Below are 21,773 nucleotides of genomic sequence, written 5' to 3'. Positions count from 1 at the left end.
CATGATCATCGCGCACGACCTCGGCACGACCGGCAACAAGGCCTCGCTGCATCATCCGGACGGACGCCTGGTCTCGTCCGTGACCGTGCCGTACCCGGCGCACTTCGCGGCCGGCGGCATCGCCGAGCAGGATCCGGATGACTGGTGGGACGCCGTGGTCGAGGCGACCCGCGCGCTGCTCGCCGCGACCGAGACCGCCCAGGCAGACGTCGCCGGCGTCGTGGTGGGCGGACAGATGATGGGCGCGGTGCTGCTCGATGCCGACGGCGCCCCTGCCCGTCCGGCGATCATCTGGGCGGACACCCGTTCCGGTGCGCAGCAGCGCGAGCTCGAGGCCGCGCTGGGCGCGGAGCACGCCTACGGCATCCTCGGGCACCGCCTGAATCCCACGTACTCGGTCGAGAAGATCATGTGGGTGCGCGACAACGAGCCGGATGTCTGGGCGCGCGTCCGCCGCGTGTGCGTCGCGAAGGACTTCATCGTGCTGCGGCTCACGGGTCGTCTCGCGACCGACCGCTCAGACGCCTCGGGCACGAACGCCTACGACCAGGCAGCCGGCACGTGGTCGGAGGAGGTGCTGCAGGCTGCACGCCTCGACCTCGCGCTCTTCCCCGAGATCCTCGAGTCGACGTCGATCGCAGGCAGGTTGACGGATGCCGCGGCCACAGCCCTCGGTCTGCACACGGGTGTGCGCGTGGTGATGGGCGGCGGCGACGGTCCGCTCGCGGCCGTCGGCTCGGGTGTGGTCGCGCCAGAGGACGGCGCCTACGTGTGTCTGGGCACCTCGTCGTGGATCTCGTTCGCGGCGGATGCTCCGCTGCACGACCCGGCGATGCGCACCTTCACGTTCGACAACGTCGTGCCCGGCTCGTTCGTGCCCACCGCGACGATGCAGGCCGGCGGTGCGTCGGTGCAGTGGATCGCCGAGGCGCTCTCGCCCGACCCGGCGCATCCCGAGACCAGCCGTCTCACGGCCGAGGCAGCAGGCGACCTCGACACCGAGGACCTGTACTTCCTGCCCTATCTGCTCGGCGAGCGCTCCCCGCACTGGGATCCCGATGCCCGCGGCGCCTTCGTCGGCATCGGCCGCCACCACACGAGGGCGCACCTCGTGCGTGCCGTGCTCGAGGGCACCGCGTTCAACCTGCTCACCTGCATCCGGGCGTTCCGCGCATCCGGGGCGACGATCGACCGGATCGACGCGGTCGGCGGCGGCGCGCAGAGCGACGCGTATCTCGCCGTGCTCGCCGACGTCTGGGGGGTCCCGGTTCGCCGCCGCACGATCGTCGAAGAGGCGAACAGCCTCGGCGCAGCCGTCACCGGCGCGGTCGGCCTCGGTCTGGCCGAGTTCTCGGCGGCGCGCGCACTGAGCGAGGTCACGGCGGAGTTCACGCCGGATGCCGCTCGGCACGCCGCCTACGCGCAACGGCACGCACGCTTCGACGACGCGTACACCGCGCTCGCACCGTGGTTCGCCGGGAAGCCCTCCGCCGGAGCATCGCGCTGATGGGCGTCATCCTGGTCACGAGCCGCTCGTTCTCCGACGGCGACCTCGATCTGGTGCAGCGCGCGAGCCAGGCGGGGCACCGCATCCTCCGCGGGCCTGCGCATCACGAGCTCGAGGAGCTCCGCTCGCTGCTGCACGGGGCGGATGCCTGGATCGCCGGCACCGGGCCGGTGACCGACGAGCATCTCGCCGCAGCCCCACGGCTGCGCGTGATCGCCCGCTACGGCGTCGGCACCGAATCCGTCGACCTCGACGCGGCCCGCCGCCGCGGCATCCCCGTCACCAACACCCCCGGCGCGAATGCCGGTGCTGTCGCCGACCACGCGATCGGCCTGATGCTCGCCGCCCTCCGCTTCGTGCCGGACGGCGACCGCCGGGTGCGCTCGGGCGACTGGGGTGTGCGCCGCGGACGCGAGCTCGGCGCCGCGACGGTCGGCATCGTCGGCTTCGGTCGCATCGGTCAGGGCGTCGCGAAGCGGTTGAGCGGCTTCGGCTCGCGCGTGCTCGCCACCGACCCGTTCCTGCCTGCAGACGTGGTGCGCGCGCACGGCGCAGAACCGGTCGAGATCGACGACCTGTTCCGCCGCGCCGACCTGATCTCACTGCATGCGCCGGGCGGTCAGCTGCTCGTCGACGCGGCTCGCCTCGCCTCGATGCGCCGAGGGAGCGTCGTGGTGAACACCGCACGCGGCGACCTGATCGACGAGGCCGCTGTGGCCGAGGCGCTCCGCGACGGCGGGCTCGCCGGCTTCGCGGCAGACACCCTGCACGGCGACACCGCCGCGACGCACAGCCCGCTGCTCGCTGCCGAGCTCGCCGACCGCGTCATCGTGACGCCGCACCTGGGGGCGCAGACCACCCAGGCCGTCGACACCATGGGGTCGCTGTCGCTCGACGACGTGATCGCCGTCCTCAAGGGCGCAGAGCCCGCCCACCCCGTCACCGCCCGCTAGGAGTCCACCGATGACCTCGTCCCCCCTCACCACGGAAGACGCAGCCGTCGACACCGCACCCGTCGGCCACATGGGCTTCGTGGGTGTCAGCACCGGCTCGTCGTCGATCATGCAGGTCTTCCCCCGCTGGGCCGAGGTGCTCGGACTGCCGACCCGCAACCTGATCGGCCACGACCTGCCGATCGACGCGACGCCGGAGCAGTACGTCGCGATGGTCGAGCAGATCCGCGACGACCCGAACCACCGCGGCGCACTCGTCACGACGCACAAGATGCACGTGTACGCCGCGGCATCCGAGCTGTTCGACGAACTCGACCCGTTCGCCGTGTCGTGCAACGAGATCTCGAGCATCTCGAAGCGCGGAGACCGATTGATCGGACGCGCGAAGGATCCCATCACCGTCGACCTGGCCCTGCACGACTTCCTGCCGGCCGACCACTTCGCCCGCACCGGCGCGGAGGTCGTGATCCTGGGCGCCGGCGGCTCGGGCACCGCACTCAGCTGGGCGCTCGCGGAGCGCGGCGATGCGCCGTCGCGCGTGACCGTGACGGCCCGCGACGATAAGGCGCTCGAGCACCTCCGCGCCGTGCACGAGCAGCACGGCACGGCATCCGACCTCATCCGCTACGTGCGCACCGACACCCCGGCGGAGGCCGCGGCGCTGGTCGCCGCAGCACCCGCCGGCTCCGTGATCGTCAACGCCACCGGGCTCGGCAAGGATCGCCCCGGCTCTCCGCTGCCGGACGACGTCGTCTTCCCCGAGCAGGCCTACGTCTGGGAGTTCAACTACCGCGGTTCGCTCGAGTTCCTGCACCAGGCCAGGGCGCAGGAGACCGCTCGATCGCTGCACGTGGTCGACGGCTGGCGCTACTTCATCCACGGCTGGTCGCAGGTGGTCGCCGACGTGTTCGAGCTCGACCTCACGCCCGAAATCGTCGAGCAGCTCGCCGAGGCAGCGGACTTCGCACGACGATGATCCGCACCGTCCTCGGCGACCTCGACCCCGCGCAGCTCGGCACGACGAACACGCACGAGCATCTGTTCCAGGTCAGTCCGCTGCTGCCCGGCGACGAGCTCGACGACGAGCAGCGCTCCGGTGAGGAAGCGCGGATGCTGCGCGACAGCGGCTTCGCCGCCATGATCGACGCGACCCCGTACGGCCTGGGGCGCGACCCGGAGGCGCTCGCCCGCATCAGCGCCGCCACCGGACTCCGCATCGTCGCCACGACCGGCCGGCACCGCGAGGCGCACTATGCCGCTGAGCATCCGACCAGGCAGTGGAGCGTCGAGCAGCTCACCGAGCTCTTCGTGCACGACATCACCCGCGGCATGCCCGTCGCCGACGCGGCGGTCGAATCGGCATCCGAACAGCAGGCCGTCGCGGTGCACGACGGTTCGCCGGTGCGCGCCGGCATCCTCAAGGGCGGCATCGACTACTGGCACATCAGCGGCTTCGAGCGCACCACGCTGCTCGCCCTCGCCGCGGCGCACCGTCGCACCGGGGCCGCGATCATGGTGCACCTGGAGTTCTGCACCGGCGCGCACGAGGTGCTCGACCTGCTCGCGGCGGAAGGCGTGCCGTCGAACCGCGTCCTCCTGGCCCACGCAGACAGAGACCCGGATGCCGGCCTGCACACCTCCCTCGCGGAACGCGGCGCCTTCCTCGGCTACGACGGCTTCGCGCGACCGCGCACGCGCTCAGACGCCGAACTGCTCGACCTCACCGCCGAGGTCGTGTCGCGCGGGGCCGGCGATCGCGTGGTCCTCGGCGGCGATGTTGCCAGGCGGACGCGCTACATCGCCTATGGCGGCATGCCGGGGCTCGCCTTCCTCGGCACCCGATACCTCCCGCGTCTGCGAGCACTGGTCGGCGACGGAGCGGTCGATCGGATGCTGGTCGCGAATCCCGCGCGACTCCTCACCCTTTCGCACTGACGCTGCGAGCGAATCACGGTGCCCGAATCTCCATGCAGACCGATATCCCGCCATACTGAAGAGGAGCCCCGAAGGAGCCCCATGTCTGAGCCGACCATCCTGCACGCCACGTTCACGGCACGTCCGGGAACGAGTGACCGTGTGGCCGCTCTCCTCCGGGACTTCGCCTCGGAGGTGCGGTCTGAAGACGGCAACATCGTGTTCGACGCCTCACGTCTCGCCGACGACCCTGACCGGTTCTTCGTGTACGAGGTCTACCGCGATGACGAGGCTTTCCAGGCGCACCTCTCCTCCCCGACGGGAGCACCGTTCAACGCCGAGCTGCAGGAGCTGATCGTCGAACCGGCGTCCCAGCTCACGTTCCTGCAACGCATATGAGCGTCCGACGGCACCTCCGTCGCCCCATGCCCCCGGAGTCCCCACACCCCTCCGTGTAGGAATCCGGGCGAAAGGCACGGATGCCGGGAAGATCCCCCCTCTCCCCGGCATCCGTGTATCGACCTCGTGCCGAGCAGAACTCGCGAGGCACACGGAGAAGCCCCCCACCTGCCGGTGGGGGGCTTCTTCGATCTCAGTGGGTCCGGATCACTCGTAGAGCACCGCTGCGATCTTCGGGTCCTCGAGGTTCGTCTTGTCGTACCAGTACGAACCGGTGTCGTAGAACTTCTCGACCGAGTCGCCGTTGGCTGCGTCGTAGGCCGCCTGGACGACCTGCTTGCCGATGCCGATCGGGTCCTGCGTGATGGCGCCGGCCATGGTGCCGTCCTTGATCGCGTTGATCTGGGCGGCTCCCGAGTCGAAGCCGACGATCGTGATCTTGCCCTTCTCCAGGCCGAGCTCGTTCACGGCGTTGACGACGCCGATGGCGGAGCCCTCGTTGGTGCCGTAGATGCCCTTGAGGTCGGGGTGCGCCGCGATCAGCGTCTTCGCGATGTCAGCCGACTTCAGGTGGTCGCCGTCGCCGTACTGGATGTCGACGATCTTGATGTCGGGGTAGTCGGCCTCGATCTTGTCGACGAAGCCGTCGCGACGCTCGACACCGGTCGAGTTGATCTGCGAGTGGCCGACGATCGCGACCTCGCCCTTGCCGCCGATCAGGTCGGCCATGTGCTCTGCTGCGAGCGCACCGGCGACCTTGCTGTCGGTCGCCGAGAGGCTGAGTCCGACGTCGCCGTCGCACGGAGCGTCGAAGTAGACGACCGGGATGTCCTTCGCCTTGGCCTGCTCGAGCGGGGCGACGCACGCCTCGGGGTCGAGGGCGGCGTAGGCGATGGCGTTCGGGTTCTTGTCGATCGCAGCGGTCAGCATCTCGAGCTGCTGCGCGATCTCGGTCTCGGCGGCTGGGCCCTCGAACGTGATGCGAACACCGAGCTCTTCGGCCTTCTCCTCAGCACCCTTCTTGACCGCCTGCCAGAACTGGTGCTGGAAGCCCTTCGAGACGAGTGCGATGTACATCTCTCCGTCGCCGCTGCCGCTGCCGCCGCCCGAGCCTTCTTCGATCACGTCGCCGCCGCCGGCACAGCCGGCGAACACCAACGCGGATGCTGCGACGAGTGCCGCGAATGCGGTCTTCTTGCCGAATTTCATGGAAACTCCATTGTTCTCTGTGAGTGCCGGTCAGGACCGACGGGGATGTCTTGGTGCGTATTCAGTTCGTGGTGCGTATTGAGTTGGGTCGGGTGGAGGTGCAGGTCAGGTCCGCTGGCGGTTGCGCAGCGAGTCGAGGAACACGGCCAGCAGCACGACGATGCCGACGACGATGTTCTGCCACTCGGACTGGATCGACATGATGCGCAGACCGTTGACGAGCACGCTCATGATCAGCGCACCGATCACGGTGCCGAGGATCGAGCCTCGTCCGCCGAGCAGCGAGGTGCCGCCGATGATGACTGCGGCGATCGCCTGCAGCTCGTAGCCGGTGCCGATCTGCGGCTGGGCCGAGTCGAGGCGGGCGGCGATCACGATGCCGGCGATGCCGGTGAAGGCGCCGGCGAACATGTAGATCAGGATCGTCCAGCGACGCGTGTTCACGCCCGAGAGGCGGGTGGCCTCCTCGTTCGAGCCGATCGCGAACGTGTAGCGGCCGAGAAGGGTCTTCGACAGCACGAGCCAGGCGATGATCGCGGCCACGGCGGTGATCAGCACGGCGTTCGGGATGCCGGGGATGATCACGCCGAGTGCGATCTTCTTGAAGTCGGGTGCCGAGGTGGAGAAGTAGATCGGCGAGACGTTCGAGATGACGAGGGCGAGTCCGCCGGCGATCATCATCATCGCGAGCGTCGCGATGAACGGAGGGAGCCGGAGGAACGTGATGTTCACGCCGTTCACGAGCCCCATCAGCACGCCGGTCAGCACACCGCCGATGACGCCGACCCAGACCGGGAGCCCCATGTTCGTCACGAACACACCCGTCATGACGGCGCAGAGCGCCATGCCGGTGCCGATCGAGAGGTCGATGCCGCCGGTGATGATGACGAAGGTCGTGCCGAGCGCGAGGATGCCGATGACGGCGGTCGACAGCAGCACGGTGGCGATGTTGCTGAAGGTGAAGAAGTTCGGGCTGGCGATCGAGAAGAAGATCACCAGCACGATCAGGGTGCCGAAGGCGAGCGACTGCTGGAGCTGGCGCTTGAGGAACCCGCCGATGTCGCGCTTGTCGGTGTTCTCGTTGAGCGCGGTGTTGATGATCGTCGTCGTCGACGACCCGGACTGCTGCGGGCTGCTCATCAGTCTTCCTCCCCGTGGGCTGCGAGTTGCATGATCTTCTCCTGGCTTGCTTCCTCGTTGCGGAGCGTTCCGGTGATGCGGCCGTTCGCGAAGACCGCGATGCGGTTCGCGACACGGAGGATCTCCGGGAGCTCCGATGAGATGACGATGATGGACTTGCCCTGGTCAGCGAGCTGCTGCATCAGGCGGTAGATCTCTTCCTTGGCGCCGACGTCGATCCCTCTGGTCGGCTCGTCGAAGATGAGGATGTCGCAGTCGCGCATCAGCCAGCGGGCGATGACGACCTTCTGCTGGTTCCCTCCGGAGAGGAGCTTGACGACCTGGTTCACCGACGGCGTCTTGACCCGCAGCTGCTGCACGTACTCCTTGGTGCGGTTCTTCGCCTTGCTGTCGCCCATCCAGCCGATGCCGTTGGCGTACGACTCGAGCGAGGCGAGCACGGTGTTGAACGTCACGTCCTGCTCGAGCATGAGACCGAGCAGCTTGCGGTCCTCGGAGAGGTATCCGACGCCGTGCTTCACGGCATCCGCCGGCTGCGAGATCCGCACCTGCCGTCCGCTGATGGCGATCGACCCGGCGTCGCGATGGTCGGCGCCGATGACCGCTCGCGCGGTCTCGGTGCGACCGGCGCCCATGAGGCCGGCGAATCCGAGGATCTCGCCGCGGTGCAGCTGGAAGGAGACGTCCTTCAGGAGCTCCTTGGTCGACAACCCCTGCACGTCGAGGACGATCGGGTCGTTGGCGTGGTCGCGCGCCTGCGGGCGGGTTCCCTCGTCGATCACGCGGCCGACCATCATCTCGATGATCTTCGGGATGCTGACCTCGGACTTCTCGAGTGATCCGATGTATGAGCCGTCGCGGAGCACGGTGACCCGGTCGGCGAGACGACGGAGTTCGTCCATGCGGTGCGAGATGTAGACGATGCCGGTGCCGCGCGCCTTGAGCTGCTCGATCAGCACGAACAGGGTCTCGACCTCGGAGTCGGTGAGTGCAGACGTCGGCTCGTCCATGATCAGGACCTTGGCGTTGAACGACAGCGCCTTGGCGATCTCGACCATCTGCTGCTCGGCGACCGTGAGCTCGCCGACGAGCTGCTTCGGGTTCAGGCGGATGTCGAGCCGGCCGAGGAGCTCGGCGGTCTGCACGTTGAGCTTGCGCTCCGACAGGAACGGCCCGGTCTTGGGCTCACGGCCGACATAGATGTTCTGCGCCACGGTGAGATCGGGCATCAGGTTGAGTTCCTGATGGATGATCGTGACGCCGAGCTCCTGCGCCTGCAGGGGGCTGGTGAGCTCCACCTCCCGACCCTCGAACGTGATCGTGCCCTCGTCCTTGGTGTAGATCCCGGAGAGGATCTTCATGAGCGTGGACTTGCCTGCGCCGTTCTCGCCGACGAGCACGAGCACCTCGCCGGAGCGCACCTCGAGGTGCACGTCCTTGAGCGCCTGCACACCGGGGAATCCCTTGCTGATGCCATCGACTTTGAGAATGGGATCACTCATGTGCTCACCTGCTTCCTTGAAGGTTCGGAACTTCCGCCGCCTGCGGGTCGAGCCGCAAACATCGGATCAATTCTGCACTTCCGCAACTTTCTGCGCAAGTTGTATCTAAATGTATCTATTGCCGACCCGGATGGGAAGACCTGTAATAACATCTTGGCCACGGCTCGCTCAGGACCCGCGGATCGCGCTCAGTGCAGTCGGATCGACTCGACGGCGATGAGCTTGTCGCGGATGAACGCGTTCGCGTGTGCGCCGAGCTCTTCGTTGTCGGTCCAGAGGTTGCGCCAGATGCCGAGCATCCGGCTCAGATCCGGCGCGACCACCGCCGACGAGAACGACTCGAAGACGATCGGACCGTCGTAGCCGATGCGTCCGAGCGCCTTGAAGAAGGTGTCGAAGTCGACCGTGCCGGTGCCGAGATAGCCGCGGTGACTCTCGCCGATGTGCACGTACCGCAGGCTGGGCTGCGCATCGAGGACCGGCGCGAACATATCCGACTCCTCGATGTTCATGTGGTACGTGTCGAGGTGGATGCCGAGGTTCGGCCGATCGATCTCGGCGAGGTAGGCGATGGCCTGGCGCGCGGTGTTCAGCACATTGGTCTCGTAGCGGTTGACCACTTCGAGCGAGACCGAGATGCCGCGCTCTGCTGCGTGGTCGGCGACCTTCGCGATCGCGCGGCGGCTGCTCGCGAGCCCTTCGGCGGTGACCGGCTCCATGTACTTCTTCATGGCGCTGTAGATCACGCCGCAGAAGTGCGTGCCGCCGAGCTCGGCGAGCACATCGACCGCGCGGAGCAGCAGGGCTTCCCCGGCCGCGACGATCTCGGGGTCGCTGCTGGTGACATCCGTCGCCTCCGACAGCCCGAGCGATGCGCTCACGGCGAGGTCATGCTCCTCCAGCGCGGCCTTGGCGGCGGCGACATCGAAGGAGAACGGATCCATCAGCGGGAACTCGATGAGGTCGAAGCCGGCTTCCTTCGTCTTCTCCACCGAGAGCCGGATGCCGTCGGCATCGAAGTTCCCGGTCCAGACGAGCCCGTGACATCCGATGTTCATGAGACCTCTCGGAGACGGGTGTGGGGCACCATCGCCTCGGCGACTTGGCACGTGCCAAGTTGCGCTAGGTCACAAGCTACGTCGGCGCATCTCGGACTGTCAAGAACTTTCTTGGCACGTGCCAAGTCGACGGGATACTGTTGTGCCGACCGCTCATATGCGCATGCGCGACCACCGAGACGAAGGAGCCCCGATGCCGGCCAGCGTGAAAGACGTGGCGGCACTCGCCGGAGTCTCGTCGTCGACGGTCTCGAACTACCTGAACCACCCGCACGTGCTCGGCGCCGCCAGCCGCGAACGCGTCCGGGCCGCGATCGAGGAGCTCGGCTTCGTGCCGAACGAGTCCGCTCGGCAGCTTCGCGCCGGCTCCAGCAGGGCCCTCGCGCTGATCCTGCTCGACGCCTGGCTGCCGTACTTCAACGAACTCTCGCGCGGCGTGGAAGACGTCACGCGCGAGGGCGGCTGGTCGCTGTTCTTCAGCAACAGCAACCGCGACAGCGAGCAGGAGCGCCGCAACATCGAGATGTTCGAGGCGCACCGGGTGCAGGGCATCGTGATCTACCCGCACGACGACGTCGTGCCGCAGCTCGAACGGCTGGCAGACCGCGGCATCCGATCGGTCGTCGTCGGCCCGATCCCGGCGTCGTCGAAGGTCGCCTCCGTGCTGTTCGACGACCACGGCGGCGGACGCCTCGCCGGCGAGCACCTCCTGTCGATCGGACGCCGCCGCATCCTGTTCCTCGGGAACCCGACCGTCAGCCAGTCCAACGATCGGCTGGCCGGCCTGCAGGATGCCGCGGGCGGCACCGACGCCGAGGTCACCGTGCACGATGTGCCGGCCCTGATCACGGAAGAGGGCCTCCGCGCCGCCGAGTCGATCATCGCGATGCCGGTGTCACAGCGACCTGATGCCGTCTTCGCCGCCAACGACATGGTGGCCCTCGGGGTGCTCACCGGACTGCTCCGGCACGGCGTTCGCGTGCCGGAGGACATCGCCCTGGTCGGCTTCGACGACGTCGACCAGGCACATCAGAGCGTCGTGCCGCTGACGAGCATCCGCCAGCCGGGCTACGAGATCGGCCGTGCGGCCGGCGCCGTCCTGCTGCAACAGCTCGCCGCGCCGGACGCTCCGCCACCGGCCATGACGCCGTTCGCCGCCGAGCTCATCGTGCGCGAGTCGACCGTCGGGCGCTGAACGCGGCGAGGCTCGCCCGGTCGGCGTTCACAATTCAGCAAGATTCTCGTACGCCCGCCCGAAACCGGCCGATCCGGGCCATTCGCGGCCGTTCTTGCTGAATCATGAACGCGACGCGTGCCCGACGACGCCCTTGCGCAGCAGCGCGTTGCCGTATTTCCGCGTCTCGCCGGTGCGCACGAGCAGATACGCGGTCTTCGCCAGGTCGTAGTAGGCGAAGCGCTCGACGAAACGGGTCGTGTCGACCGTGGTTCCAGCCGCCCGCATGAGCTCGTGCTGCACGTCGAGCACCTCGCCGTCGGCCGAGGTCATCAGGTCGATGCCCGGCGCATCGTCGAGCGGCAGCACCGTGCGGATGGCCGCCACGACCTCCGGCGTCGTCGCGCCAGGCAGATCGACGACCCGCTCACCCAGCCCCCACGCCGGGAAGTGCGCATCGGCGATCACGACCGAATCGGAGTGCCCCATCCGGTCGAGATGCAGCAGCAGCTCGCCGGTGAGCAGCGGGTGGATTCCTTCGAGCACGGTGGCTCCTCTCGGTCAGACGGTCGGCGGTCGGTCGGTCAGGTCGACGGGCGGTCAGGCCGTGGCCGGGATCAGCCGCTCGGACGCGAGGTGCTCCCACAGCGCAGCGGGGATCTCGAGCGCGGCGTACTCGGCGTTCTGCTGCAGCTGTGCGGGGCGGCTGCCGCCGACGACGACCGACTGCACCTCGGCGGCCTGCAGCGGGAACTGGATCGCGGCCGCAGGCAGAGGCACCCCGTGGTCAGCGCACACGGCTGCGATCCGCACCAGCCGGTCCCACAGCGCATCCGGGAGCTGGCCGTACTCGTAGCGCCCGTCGCGGCGCGGCTCGTTCGATGCGAGGAGTCCTGAGTTGAAGACGGATGCCGCCACGATCCCGGTTCCGGTCTCACGGCACGCCGGCAGCACGTCGACGGCAGCGGGCTGCTCGAGCAGTGTGTAGCGGCCGGCGACCATGATCAGGTCGAGGTCGGCGGAGCGCACGGCGGCGGCGAGCGCATCCGCCACCATCGATCCGATCCCGATCGCAGCGACCTCGTCGTCGGCCCGCAGCTGCTCCATCGCGGGGAACGCCTCGGCGAGTGCGAGGTCGAGGTCGTGCCGCTCAGGGTCGTGCAGGTACAGCAGGTCGATGCGCTCGATGCCGAGCCGCTCGCGTGACTCGTCGAGGCTGGTGCGGATGCCGTCGGCCGAGAAGGCCCACACGCGCTGCAGGTCGTCCGGCACGTGGAACTCGTTCGCCGTGTCGAGGCCGCCGGCGTGCTCGGGGTTCGGGCGCAGTAGGCGCCCCGCCTTGGTCGACAGCACGAATTCGTCGCGCGGCTTCGTCTGCAGGAAGGCACCGAGGCGTCGCTCCGACAGCCCGAGTCCGTAGTGCGGTGCCGTGTCGAAGTATCGGATGCCGCTGTCCCACGCGGCATCCAGCACGGCCCAGGCCTCGTCGTCGCTCAGCGCACGGAACAGGTTCCCGACGTTCGCTGCACCGTACCCGAGCGACGGGATGCCGAGGGGGAACGCCTCAGGAGACGACATGTGCGCCCGTCCAGGTGTACTTCGCGATGCTGTCCGCTTTCATCTCCATGCTCGCGCCTGGTTCGGTCGGCGCCATGTACGACCCGCCCTGGATGTCGGTCGGCACGACGAAGTGCTCGTGCAGGTGGTCGACGAACTCGATCAGACGCCCCTCGCGGGTGCCGGTGACGGCGACGAAGTCGAACATCGACAGGTGCTGCACGGCCTCGCACAGGCCGACACCGCCGGCGTGCGGGCAGACCGGCACCCCGAACTTCGCGGCGAGCAGCAGGTTGGCGATGTTCTCGTTGACGCCGGCGACGCGAACGGCATCGATCTGCATGACCGAGATGGCCTCGGCCTGCAGCAGCTGCTTGAAGATGACGCGGTTCTGCGCGTGCTCGCCGGTGGCGACCCGGATGGGCGCGATGCCGCGGGCGATCTCGGCGTGCCCGAGCACGTCGTCCGGACTCGTCGGCTCCTCGACCCACGCAGGGTTGAACTCGGCGAGCGCGTTGACCCACTCGATCGCCTCCGACACCTCCCAGCGCTGGTTCGCGTCGATCGCGATCGGGAAGTCGGGACCGCACACCTCACGCGCCTTGCGGAAGCGTCGGATGTCGTCGTCGAGGTCGGCGCCGACCTTCAGCTTGATCTGCGTGAACCCGTCGGCCATCGCCTCGCGGGCGAGGCGTTCGAGCTTCTCGTCGGAGTACCCGAGCCAGCCGGGGCTCGTGGTGTATCCCGGGTAGCCGGTGGCGAGCAGCTCGCGCTCGCGCTCGATGCGACCCGGCTCCGCCGCCCGCAGGATCTCGAGCGCGTCCTCGGGCGTGAGGGCGTTCGTGAGGTAGCGGAAGTCGACGAGGTCGACGATCTCCTCCGGCGTCATCCGCGCGAGCAGCTGCCAGAGCGGCATCCCTGCGCGCTTCGCCTTGATGTCCCACAGCGCATTGATGACCGCGCCGATCGCCATGTGCATGACGCCCTTCTCCGGGCCGAGCCAGCGCAGCTGCGAGTCGCCGATGATGTCGCGGAACGTCCCGCCCATGTCATCCAGCAGCGGCTCGATCTCGCGTCCGACCAGGTGTCCCGCGAGCGCGTCGATCGCGGCGACCTGCACGTCGTTGCCGCGACCGATCGTGAAGACGAACGCGTGACCGGCGATGTCGTCCTCGGCGTCGGTGCGCACGATGACGTAGGCGGCCGAGTAGTCGGGGTCGGGGTTCATCGCATCCGAGCCGTCGAGACTGAGCGACGTGGGGAAGCGGATGTCGGTGGTGTCGAGTGCGACGATACGGCTCACGGGGGTTCCTCTCATGCGCGAACGAAACTCACGCAGACCTCTTGGAGTGTAAACATCCGATGTCTATACTGTCAACGACGCAGGTCGCTCTGGAGCGGCCGACCGACGAAACAGGAGAATCATGAAGTTCGCGCGGCTAGGCGACCCTGGGGCCGAGATCCCCGTCCTCGTGGAAGGGGACCATTTCTTCGACCTTCGGGCCGTGACATCCGATGTGAACGGTGACTTCCTCGCCGGTGACTTCCGTGCCGCCGTCACTGCGGCACACGCGGCAGGCGAGCTCCCGGAGCTGGCCGATGCGGCATCCCTCCGGGTCGGCGCACCGATCGCCCGCCCGAGCGCGGTCATCTGCATCGGCATGAACTACGCGGCCCACGCGGCCGAGTCCGGCTCGCAGCCGCCGAGCATCCCGATCATCTTCCTGAAGACCCCGAACACGGTCGTCGGCCCCTATGACACCGTCACGATCCCGCGCGGCAGCGAGAAGACCGACTGGGAGGTCGAGCTCGGCATCGTCATCGGCGCCCGCACCTCCTACCTCGACTCACCGGAGGAGTCGCTCGCGCACGTCGCCGGCTTCGTCGCCGCGAACGACGTCTCCGAGCGCGCCTTCCAGATCGAGGTCTCCGGCGGACAGTGGTCGAAGGGCAAGATCGCTCCCGGGTTCAACCCGACCGGTCCGTGGCTGGTCACCCCCGATGAGGTCGACCACCAGGCACTCGGGCTGCGCAGCTTCGTGAACGGCGAACCGCGGCAGGACTCGAACACGAGCGACATGATCTTCACGGTCGAGCACATCGTGCACCACCTCTCGCAGTACGTGACCCTCGAGCCGGGCGACCTGATCCTCACCGGCACCCCGCAGGGCGTCGCGCTGTCCGGCAACTTCCCCTACCTCGCCGCGGGCGATGTGGTCGAGGTCGAGATCGACGGCCTCGGTCGTCAGCGCCAGGAGTTCGTCGCATGGGAGGCGAAGAAGTGACCGGCCAGCTCGACGGACTCGTCGCGATCGTCACCGGCGGCGCATCCGGCATCGGTGCCGCGATCGCGCAGCGCCTGCACGACGACGGCGCGCAGGTCGCCGTGCTCGACCGCGACATCACGCACGCCGGCGAGGCCTTCGCCGCGTTCACCGCCGACATCTCCGACCGTGCGAGCGTCGATGCGGCCGTCGCCTCGGTGGCAGCGCAGTTCGGACGCATCGACATCGTCGTCAACAACGCGGGCATCGGCGCGACCGGCGACATCACCGCGAACGACGACGACGAGTGGGCCCGCGTGCTCTCGGTCAACGTCACCGGCATCGCCCGCGTCACCGGGGCGGCCCTCCCCTGGCTGCGGAAGTCGCCGGCGGCGGCGGTCTGCAACACGGCATCCATCGCCTCGACGACCGGCCTGCCGCAGCGCGCGCTGTACAGCGCCTCGAAGGGCGCGGTCACGGGTCTCACCAGATCCATGGCCGCCGATCACCTGCGCGAGGGCATCCGCGTGAACGCCGTCAACCCCGGCACCGCCGACACCCCCTGGGTCGGACGGCTGCTCGACGCGGCATCCGATCCGGCCGCCGAGCGTGCCGCACTCGAAGCTCGCCAGCCGCACGGACGCCTGGTGCAGCCACAGGAGGTCGCGGCCGCGGTCGCCTACCTCGTCAGCCCAGCCGCCGGGTCGACGACCGGCACGTTCATCGAGGTCGACGGCGGAATGGCGCAGCTGCGCCTGCGCGACGCCTGAGCCGTCCCGGCCGGCTTCCGGTCGCAGTTGCTGCCGCCTCGTCCGGTCGCGTGTCGGTTCCGGTCGCAGTTGCCGCCGCCTCCCGCGCGTCGGGGCGGCACGAACTGCGACCGGAACCGAACGCCCCGGCCGCCTGTGGAGAGCCGAACCGGCATCCGTCCGAGCCTGCGATCGTGGCGCGATGACCCGACCACGCCCGTTGCCCGCAGAGCTCGGCACCTCATTCACGGTACGACAGGCATTGGATGCCGGAACGGATGCCGGTCGCCTCCGCCGACGCGACCTCGAGACCCCGTTCCGCGGCGTGCGGACGAGGGTCCGCTCTCCCGCCGATCACGACGAGCTCGATCCCTTCGCACGACAGCAGCTCGAGCGCCGCATCCGCGCGTACGAGTACGGCCCCCGGCTGCGAACGGATCAGTTCCTGAGCCACGAGAGTGCCGTCGCCATCTGGGGCGGCCCGACGCCGCTGGCCGTCTCCGGCGGGAGGCCGGCGGATGGCCACCTGCTTCCGGTGCACGTCAGCACCCTCGGCGATGGTCCGCTCGTCCGAGCATCCGGCGTGCGATCGCCTCGGCTCCGGGCGCCTGCTGCACGCCTCGTCCGGCCCCCTGGTCTGACTGTCGCGAGCCCGGAGGTGACGTTCGCCGGCCTCGGGATGTGGAGACTGATCGATCTCGTCGCTCTCGGCGACTACTTCTGCCGGGTCCAGCGGCCCGGATTCGGGCGACCGGATGCCGGTCGCGCCCCGTACTCCACGGTCGAGCTGCTGCGAGGTGCTGTCGAGGACGGGCGCCGGGTCGGCGCCGCTCGGCTGCGACAGGCCATCGACCTCATCCGCGAGGACTCCTGGTCGGCACGCGAGTCGGAGCTGCGGTGCCGCATCGTCTGGTCAGGGCTGCCCGAGCCGGAACTCAACATCGATGTCCACGACGACCACGGCAGGTTCATCGCCTGCATCGACCTCGCGTATCCCGCGCAGAAGGTCGGCATCGAGTATCAGAGCCTGCTCCACGCTCGGCGCTATGCGGAGGATGTCGAGCGTCTCGCCGCGCTCCGGGCTGCTGGATGGACGGTGATCGAGGTCACGAGCGTCCTGCTCGCGCGCCCCGATGCGCTGATCGATCGGATCCGAGGCGCCCTCGCTGCGTCGCCGGCGCCGCAGTGACCCGCTTCCGGTCGAAGTTGCTGCCGCCTCCGCGTCGACCGGGCGGCACGAACTGCGACCGGAGCGCGGGCGGACCCGAACCGGGCGGCACGAACTGCGACCGGAACCGAACGCCCAGAGGGCGGCCCAGCGTCAGCGATCCCCGCGAAGCCACCTCCGGATGCCGCGGCGCTCGCGCTCCGGCGCCTCGGGTGCAGCGGCGGTGCCGTAGAACCGCTCGGCATTGCCCCAGAGGATCGCGTCGACATCATGCCCCCGCGCGTTCGCCCAGGCGACAGTGACGTCGAGCCAGCGCGTGCGGGCGGTCGGCTGGTAGGTCGCCGATCCGTCCTCTGGCGCATGCGGATCACCCGTTTCGGCCGGACCGATCGCCGACACCGGCCAGTCGCTCCCCCACAGCAGCCGCTGGTCGCCGAACGCGTCGGCCGCCGCATCCAGGAAGGGCTCGAGCTGCGCTGCGCTCCAGGTACCGCCGGCCTCGGCCGGAAGTCCGGAGAGCTTGCAGACGGTGTTCGGATGCCGCGCCAGCTCGTCGAGGTCGCGCACCCATTCCGGCGACGGCCCCACCGGAGCATCCGCCGTGCCGACCACCGGCTTGCCGAGGTGATCGAGCACGATCTGCAGCTCGGGGATGGCGCCGGCGAGGCGGGCGATGTCCGGAACCTGCGATGCGCGGATGCAGGCGTCGAAGGTCCAGCCGCGCGCGGCGAGCTCACGGGCGCCGGTCACGAACGCCATCGACATCGCGAGCCCGTCATCGTCGTCCTGCAGCACGTGCCGCACGCCGCGTACGAGCGGATGCGCTGAGAGCTCGCCGAGATGCGTGACGGTGTCGACGCCGCGGTCGAGTCGAGCGCCGGCGACGATGCCGACCACACCCAGGGCATCGGCGTGGTGCTCGACCCAGCGCACCTCGTCGAGGAACTGCTCGGCGACCGTCTCGGCCTGCACGAAGATCGCCCGCTCCTCGCTCGCCCCGGCCAATCGGTCCTGGTCGAGCTCGGGCTGAGCGAAGCGGTGAGCGTAGGGCCCGTCCAGCCATGTGTACGTCAGGACGTCCTCGTCCCAGAGGTGCAGATGTGAATCGATGACGCGCATGCGACCATCCTGCCTCAGACATCCGACCAATGGATAGGATGTCGATATGGCAGTGACGGACGAGGCGATCGAGAAGATCAAGGCCATGATCGTGTCGGGTGAGCTGGCTCCCGGCGATCGACTTCCTCCGGAGAAGGAGCTGTCTGAGCGCCTCGGCCTCTCCCGCAACTCGATGCGCGAAGCCGTGAAGGCGCTCGAGGTGATCCGGGTGCTCGACGTGCGCCGCGGCGACGGCACCTACGTGACGAGCCTGGAGCCGCACCTGCTGCTCGAGGCGATCTCGTTCGTCGTCGACATGCACGACGACGGCTCGATGCTCGAGATCTTCGCGGTGCGACGGATGCTGGAATCGCAGGCCACCGGACTCGCCGCCACCCTCGGCACCGGTGAGGAGATCGCCGAGCTGATCGCCGAGGTCGAGGCGATCGATGCCTCCGTCAGCATCGAGGAGCTCGTCGAGCACGACATCCGCTTCCACCGGGAGATCGTCCGGATGGCCGGCAACGCCTACCTCGCGAGCCTGATCGAGCACCTCAGCAGTCAGACCGTGCGCGCTCGCGTGTGGCGTGGCCTCACCGAGGGCGGCGCGGTCGAGCGCACGCTGTCGGAGCACCGCGCCATCGCCGATGCGATCGCGCAGCACGACCCCTCACTCGCCACCTCCCTCGCGACGGCTCACATCGCCGGCGTCGAGCGGTGGCTGCGCCAGGCGGCATCCGCCTGACCGCTCGCCCCCTGGGTTCTTGAGCCCTTGGGCCCCTGAGCCTGTCGAAGGCCCCTCCCCAGCTGGGTCCCTGAGCCTGTCGAAGGGCTGGGTCCCTGAGCCCTTGGGTCCCTGAGCCTGTCGAAGGGCTGGGTCCCTGAGCCTGTCGAAGGGCTGAGCCCCCCGAAGGGCCAAACCCGTCAGGCCCCGAGCCGCACCATCGCGGCGTCGAACTCCGCCGCCGAGCTGTCGCTGACCGCGTCGAACAGCACCTGATCGATGACGTCGGGGGCGGCGGTGAAGTACGGCACGCCGGCGAGCCGCAGGCCCGTGATGTCGTCGGCGGAGCGCAGCGAGGCGGCGAGCACGTTCGATCCGCTGCCGGCGCACACCTCCTGCATCCGGGCGATCACGGTGTCGCCGTCGATCCCGGCATCCCGCATCCTGCCGAGGTACGGCGCGATGTAGTGCGCGCCGATGCTGGCGCAGGCGAGCGCCTGGGCGACCGAGTACACGGCGGTCACGAGCACGGTGGCGCCGTCGCGCACCAGGGCGGATGCCGCGGCGAACCCGGCGGCCGTCGCCGGCACCTTGACCGCGACGCGGTCGCCGAGCGCACGGATGCCTTCGGCGTTGCGCAGGAACGAGGCGGTGTCGCCGCCCCAGGTCTGGAAGAAGATCTCGCCGGCGCCCTCCGACTCCCAGCGCGCGTAGAGGTCGGGGATCTCCGCTGCGGCGCGTCCGCCGCGCTCGAGGATCGTCGGGTTGGTCGTCACCCCGTGCACCACGCCGGCGACGAGGAGGGGGGAGACCCGGTCGGTGTCGGCGCTGTCGACATAGAGTCGGGGTGCGATCGCAGTCATCGGATCTCCTCAAGGGAACCTGTCGTTACAGGTTCGGCTTCGGCTAATGTAATGACAGGCGACCCGCGATGTCAAAGACGTCGAGGCCGCCCAGCATGCTGTCGAAGAAGATCAGGAGCGACATGGCCCCCGCACATCCAGGCGACCGTTCGGGTGTCGTCATCGTCGGCAGCGTGACCGCTGATGTGACCACCTTCTCGCAGCGCCTGCCCGCCCGCGGAGAGACGATCCTCGGCGATCAGTTCACCCTCATGCTCGGCGGCAAGGGCGCGAACCAGGCGGTTGCGGCCGGACGCTCCGGCGCCCGCACGAGTTTCGTCGGCTGCGTGGGCGACGACCTGTTCCACGACCTCGTGGTCGCCGGTCTCAGCGAGGCCGGGGTCGACCTGACGCATCTGCGCACCGTGCCTGGTCCGACCGGCATCGCGCATATCCGTGTCGACGCCTCGGCGCAGAACGACATCGTGATGGTGCCGCTCGCGAACGCCGCCCTCAGCACCGAGCAGATCGACGCTGCACTCGCCGCCCTCGCCCCGACCACGTCGGTCCTGCTCACGCAGCTCGAGACGCCGTCGGCCCTCACGGCGCACATCACGGCGAGGGGTCGCGAGCACGGCATGACCGTGATCCTCGATCCTGCCCCTGCGGCGACGCTGCCGGCCGAGGTCTGGCAGAGCATCGACATCGTGACGCCGAACGAGACCGAGGCCTCGCTGATCAGCGGCATCGAGGTGACGGATGCCGCATCGGCCGAACTCGCCGGACGCTGGTTCCTCGATCAGGGCGTCGGCGCGGCCGTGATCACGCTGGCCGGGCAGGGCTCGTGCGTCGTGACAGCGGAGGGCACGACCGTGGTCGCACCGTTCCCGGTCGAGCCCGTCGACACGACCGCCGCGGGCGACGCGTACGCCGGCTATCTCGGCGCCGCGCTCGCGAACGGCCGCACCCTCACCGAAGCCGTGCGCCTGGCGACGGCCGCCGGCGCACTGACCGTCACGAAGCAGGGCGCCTCGCCCAGCCTGCCGTTGCGGGCCGAGGTCGACGCCTTCCTCACCGACCGTGAATCCGCGCACGCCGCGAACTGAGAACCGGAGCACCTGATGCGCAAGTCCGCCACCACGATCAACCCCGCACTGTCTCGCGTGATCAGCGAGACCGGGCACACCGACATGCTGGTCGTGACGGATGCCGGGCTGCCGATCCCGCCGGGCGCGGAGCGGATCGACCTCGCCTACCGCCCCGGCGCTCCCGCGTTCCTCGATGTGCTCGACACCGTGCTCGCCGAGCTGGTGATCGAGGGCGCGACGGTGTCGGAAGAGGTCGCCACGCAGAGCCCAGAAGTGCTCGCCGCGCTGCGTGAGCGCTTCGCCGGGATGGACTTCGAGATCACGCTGATCCCGCACGTCGAGTTCAAGTCGCTCACGCACGGCGCTCGTGCGTTCGTCCGCTCCGGCGAGTTCACACCCTATGCGAACGTCATCCTGCACGCGGGGGTGGCGTACTGACATGACCATCACCGACGACGCGATCGACCGCCATTCCGCAGCACCCATGTACGACCAGCTGCGTCAGCTGATCATCGACGGCATCGCCCGCGACGGGCTGCAGCCGGGCGACCCGCTGCCGGGCGAGCACCGCCTGTGCGAGCGCTACGGCATCTCCCGCACCGTGGTGCGTCAGGCGCTCGCGCAGCTCGAGCACGAAGGACTCGTCGAACGGGTCAAGGGCAAGGGCACGTTCGTCTCGCGCCCTCGCACCAGTGAGAGCCTCGTGCACACCCTGGTCGGCCTGTACGACGATGTCGAGCGGCGTGGCGGCCACGTGCACAGCGACGTGTTGCGGCACGAGCGCACTGCGGCGGATGAGGAGATCGCGCGCGCGCTCGAGGTGCCGGTCGGCGCTCCCCTCGTCGTGCTCGAACGCCTGCGGCACGTCGACGGCGAGCCCTGGTCGCTCTCCACGACCTGGATGCCGGAGCACGTCGGCGCCGGCACGCTCGACGTCGACCTGGCCGAGCGCTCGCTCTACCGGCTGCTGGCCGAGAACGGCGTCATCGCGACGAGCGGCGTCCGCTCGGCCGAGGCGACCGTCGCGACCCACGAGCAGGCGCAGCACCTCGGTGTCAGCGCCGGTTCAGCGCTGCTGCGGCTGCGCAGCGTGAGCCGTGGCGAGGGCGGCGCGCCGATCGAGTACTTCGTGGCGTATCACCGCGGCGACCGCTCGCGCTTCGAGTTCCAGTTGCAGCAGGAGCAGTCGCAGGCTTCGCTGCTGCACATCGACGGCGACGGCGGGGCATCCCGTGCGGGTACCGTGAGCTGAGACGAGCAGGGCACACGCGCACCGGGGGGACGCGATGAACGACGACCAGACAGCAGACGCCGATCCGAACCGGGTCGTTCCGCCTGCACCATCGGATGCCGCGACGCCGTCGTCCTGGACCGCGCCGAGGATCGCCCCGCTGGCTCCCCCGCTCAGCGGCGCGGCCCCTCCCCTC

At 69.1% G+C, this 21,773-nt stretch carries 22 protein-coding genes; 13 read left to right on the top strand and 9 right to left on the bottom strand.

The annotated features are described in order from the left end of the window. The first annotated feature begins 1 nt into the window (after nucleotide 1). The 5 genes from xylB to RS83_RS01975 all read left to right on the top strand — a co-directional run bounded on the left by xylB (nucleotide 2) and on the right by RS83_RS01975 (nucleotide 4,773). A complete protein-coding gene (gene xylB / locus RS83_RS01995) occupies nucleotides 2–1,507 on the top strand; it encodes a xylulokinase (RefSeq protein ID WP_045277839.1) in 1,506 nt (501 codons plus the stop codon). Further along, nucleotides 1,507–2,460, top strand: coding sequence for a phosphoglycerate dehydrogenase (locus tag RS83_RS01990; RefSeq protein WP_045277838.1), 954 nt, complete (start codon nucleotides 1,507–1,509; stop codon nucleotides 2,458–2,460). Before xylB ends, RS83_RS01990 begins: the two co-directional genes overlap by 1 nt. Before the next feature lie 10 nt (nucleotides 2,461–2,470). Then, the gene (locus RS83_RS01985; RefSeq protein ID WP_052678752.1) at nucleotides 2,471–3,436 is read left to right on the top strand and encodes a shikimate dehydrogenase family protein; all 966 of its coding nucleotides are present in this window, start codon (nucleotides 2,471–2,473) and stop codon (nucleotides 3,434–3,436) included. Continuing rightward, on the top strand, nucleotides 3,433–4,395 hold the full coding sequence (locus tag RS83_RS01980; RefSeq protein WP_045277837.1) for a phosphotriesterase family protein: 963 nt from the start codon (nucleotides 3,433–3,435) through the stop codon (nucleotides 4,393–4,395). Before RS83_RS01985 ends, RS83_RS01980 begins: the two co-directional genes overlap by 4 nt. A gap of 81 nt (nucleotides 4,396–4,476) precedes the next feature. Then, nucleotides 4,477–4,773 (top strand): putative quinol monooxygenase, encoded by a 297-nt coding sequence (locus tag RS83_RS01975; RefSeq protein ID WP_045277836.1) that lies wholly within the window; start codon nucleotides 4,477–4,479, stop codon nucleotides 4,771–4,773. A gap of 207 nt (nucleotides 4,774–4,980) precedes the next feature. Here the strand turns inward: RS83_RS01975 and RS83_RS01970 are convergent, their stop codons facing one another. The 4 genes from RS83_RS01970 to RS83_RS01955 form a co-directional block, all read right to left on the bottom strand. Next, nucleotides 4,981–5,982 carry an ABC transporter substrate-binding protein gene (locus RS83_RS01970; protein WP_045277835.1) on the bottom strand — a complete coding sequence of 334 codons (1,002 nt, stop codon included), beginning with the start codon at nucleotides 5,980–5,982 and terminating at the stop codon, nucleotides 4,981–4,983. A gap of 105 nt (nucleotides 5,983–6,087) precedes the next feature. Then, entirely contained in the window at nucleotides 6,088–7,122 is a 1,035-nt protein-coding gene (locus RS83_RS01965; protein ID WP_197072045.1) for an ABC transporter permease, read from the bottom strand. Continuing rightward, nucleotides 7,122–8,624, bottom strand: coding sequence for a sugar ABC transporter ATP-binding protein (locus RS83_RS01960; RefSeq protein WP_045277834.1), 1,503 nt, complete (start codon nucleotides 8,622–8,624; stop codon nucleotides 7,122–7,124). The genes RS83_RS01965 and RS83_RS01960 overlap by 1 nt, the downstream gene beginning before the upstream one ends. Nucleotides 8,625–8,812: 188 nt before the next feature. Then, nucleotides 8,813–9,682 carry a sugar phosphate isomerase/epimerase family protein gene (locus RS83_RS01955; protein ID WP_045277833.1) on the bottom strand — a complete coding sequence of 290 codons (870 nt, stop codon included), beginning with the start codon at nucleotides 9,680–9,682 and terminating at the stop codon, nucleotides 8,813–8,815. Nucleotides 9,683–9,875: 193 nt separating this feature from the next. On the opposite strand from RS83_RS01955, the gene RS83_RS01950 reads away from it, so the two are divergent. After that, nucleotides 9,876–10,877: a LacI family DNA-binding transcriptional regulator gene (locus RS83_RS01950; protein WP_045277832.1), complete on the top strand. Its 1,002-nt coding sequence runs from the start codon at nucleotides 9,876–9,878 to the stop codon at nucleotides 10,875–10,877. 102 nt (nucleotides 10,878–10,979) lie between these two features. On the opposite strand, the gene RS83_RS01945 is transcribed toward RS83_RS01950, so the two are convergent. The 3 genes from RS83_RS01945 to RS83_RS01935 are packed head-to-tail and all read right to left on the bottom strand — an operon-like array spanning nucleotide 10,980 to nucleotide 13,716. Next, a complete protein-coding gene (locus RS83_RS01945) occupies nucleotides 10,980–11,402 on the bottom strand; it encodes an RbsD/FucU family protein (protein ID WP_045277831.1) in 423 nt (140 codons plus the stop codon). Between the two features lie 54 nt (nucleotides 11,403–11,456). Next, entirely contained in the window at nucleotides 11,457–12,434 is a 978-nt protein-coding gene (locus RS83_RS01940) for an aldo/keto reductase (RefSeq protein ID WP_045277830.1), read from the bottom strand. Beyond that, on the bottom strand, nucleotides 12,421–13,716 hold the full coding sequence (locus RS83_RS01935) for an L-fuconate dehydratase (RefSeq protein ID WP_045277829.1): 1,296 nt from the start codon (nucleotides 13,714–13,716) through the stop codon (nucleotides 12,421–12,423). Before RS83_RS01935 ends, RS83_RS01940 begins: the two co-directional genes overlap by 14 nt. A gap of 121 nt (nucleotides 13,717–13,837) precedes the next feature. Here RS83_RS01935 and RS83_RS01930 point away from each other — a divergent pair, with 121 nt between their 5' ends. From RS83_RS01930 to RS83_RS01920, 3 genes are all read left to right on the top strand, one after another. Beyond that, on the top strand, nucleotides 13,838–14,698 hold the full coding sequence (locus tag RS83_RS01930; protein ID WP_045277828.1) for a fumarylacetoacetate hydrolase family protein: 861 nt from the start codon (nucleotides 13,838–13,840) through the stop codon (nucleotides 14,696–14,698). Further along, on the top strand, nucleotides 14,680–15,447 hold the full coding sequence (locus RS83_RS01925) for an SDR family NAD(P)-dependent oxidoreductase (RefSeq protein ID WP_045277827.1): 768 nt from the start codon (nucleotides 14,680–14,682) through the stop codon (nucleotides 15,445–15,447). The genes RS83_RS01930 and RS83_RS01925 overlap by 19 nt, the downstream gene beginning before the upstream one ends. Before the next feature lie 181 nt (nucleotides 15,448–15,628). Further along, entirely contained in the window at nucleotides 15,629–16,615 is a 987-nt protein-coding gene (locus RS83_RS01920) for a hypothetical protein (protein ID WP_156153081.1), read from the top strand. A 132-nt stretch (nucleotides 16,616–16,747) separates the two neighbouring features. Here the strand turns inward: RS83_RS01920 and RS83_RS01915 are convergent, their stop codons facing one another. After that, on the bottom strand, nucleotides 16,748–17,713 hold the full coding sequence (locus RS83_RS01915) for an amidohydrolase family protein (RefSeq protein ID WP_045277825.1): 966 nt from the start codon (nucleotides 17,711–17,713) through the stop codon (nucleotides 16,748–16,750). Nucleotides 17,714–17,759: 46 nt separating this feature from the next. On the opposite strand from RS83_RS01915, the gene RS83_RS01910 reads away from it, so the two are divergent. Next, entirely contained in the window at nucleotides 17,760–18,437 is a 678-nt protein-coding gene (locus tag RS83_RS01910; RefSeq protein WP_045277824.1) for a FadR/GntR family transcriptional regulator, read from the top strand. A 179-nt stretch (nucleotides 18,438–18,616) separates the two neighbouring features. Here RS83_RS01910 and RS83_RS01905 read toward each other — a convergent pair whose 3' ends face one another. Then, a complete protein-coding gene (locus RS83_RS01905; protein WP_045277823.1) occupies nucleotides 18,617–19,279 on the bottom strand; it encodes a transaldolase family protein in 663 nt (220 codons plus the stop codon). Nucleotides 19,280–19,401: 122 nt separating this feature from the next. Here RS83_RS01905 and RS83_RS01900 point away from each other — a divergent pair, with 122 nt between their 5' ends. From RS83_RS01900 to RS83_RS01890, 3 genes are read left to right on the top strand one after another with little or no spacing between them, the layout of a single operon-like run. Then, the gene (locus RS83_RS01900; RefSeq protein ID WP_045277822.1) at nucleotides 19,402–20,364 is read left to right on the top strand and encodes a ribokinase; all 963 of its coding nucleotides are present in this window, start codon (nucleotides 19,402–19,404) and stop codon (nucleotides 20,362–20,364) included. A 15-nt stretch (nucleotides 20,365–20,379) separates the two neighbouring features. After that, nucleotides 20,380–20,784 (top strand): D-ribose pyranase, encoded by a 405-nt coding sequence (gene rbsD / locus RS83_RS01895; RefSeq protein WP_045277821.1) that lies wholly within the window; start codon nucleotides 20,380–20,382, stop codon nucleotides 20,782–20,784. Between the two features lies 1 nt (nucleotide 20,785). Next, the gene (locus RS83_RS01890) at nucleotides 20,786–21,598 is read left to right on the top strand and encodes a GntR family transcriptional regulator (RefSeq protein WP_045277820.1); all 813 of its coding nucleotides are present in this window, start codon (nucleotides 20,786–20,788) and stop codon (nucleotides 21,596–21,598) included. The last annotated feature ends 175 nt before the right edge of the window (nucleotides 21,599–21,773 follow it).

Origin of the sequence: Microbacterium oxydans (genome assembly GCF_000956525.1) — a bacterium.
In the GTDB taxonomy this organism is placed as follows: Bacteria; Actinomycetota; Actinomycetes; order Actinomycetales; family Microbacteriaceae; genus Microbacterium; species Microbacterium oxydans_A.
Note: the sequence above shows the minus strand (reverse complement) of the source record. Positions and strands in the feature narration are given on the sequence as shown.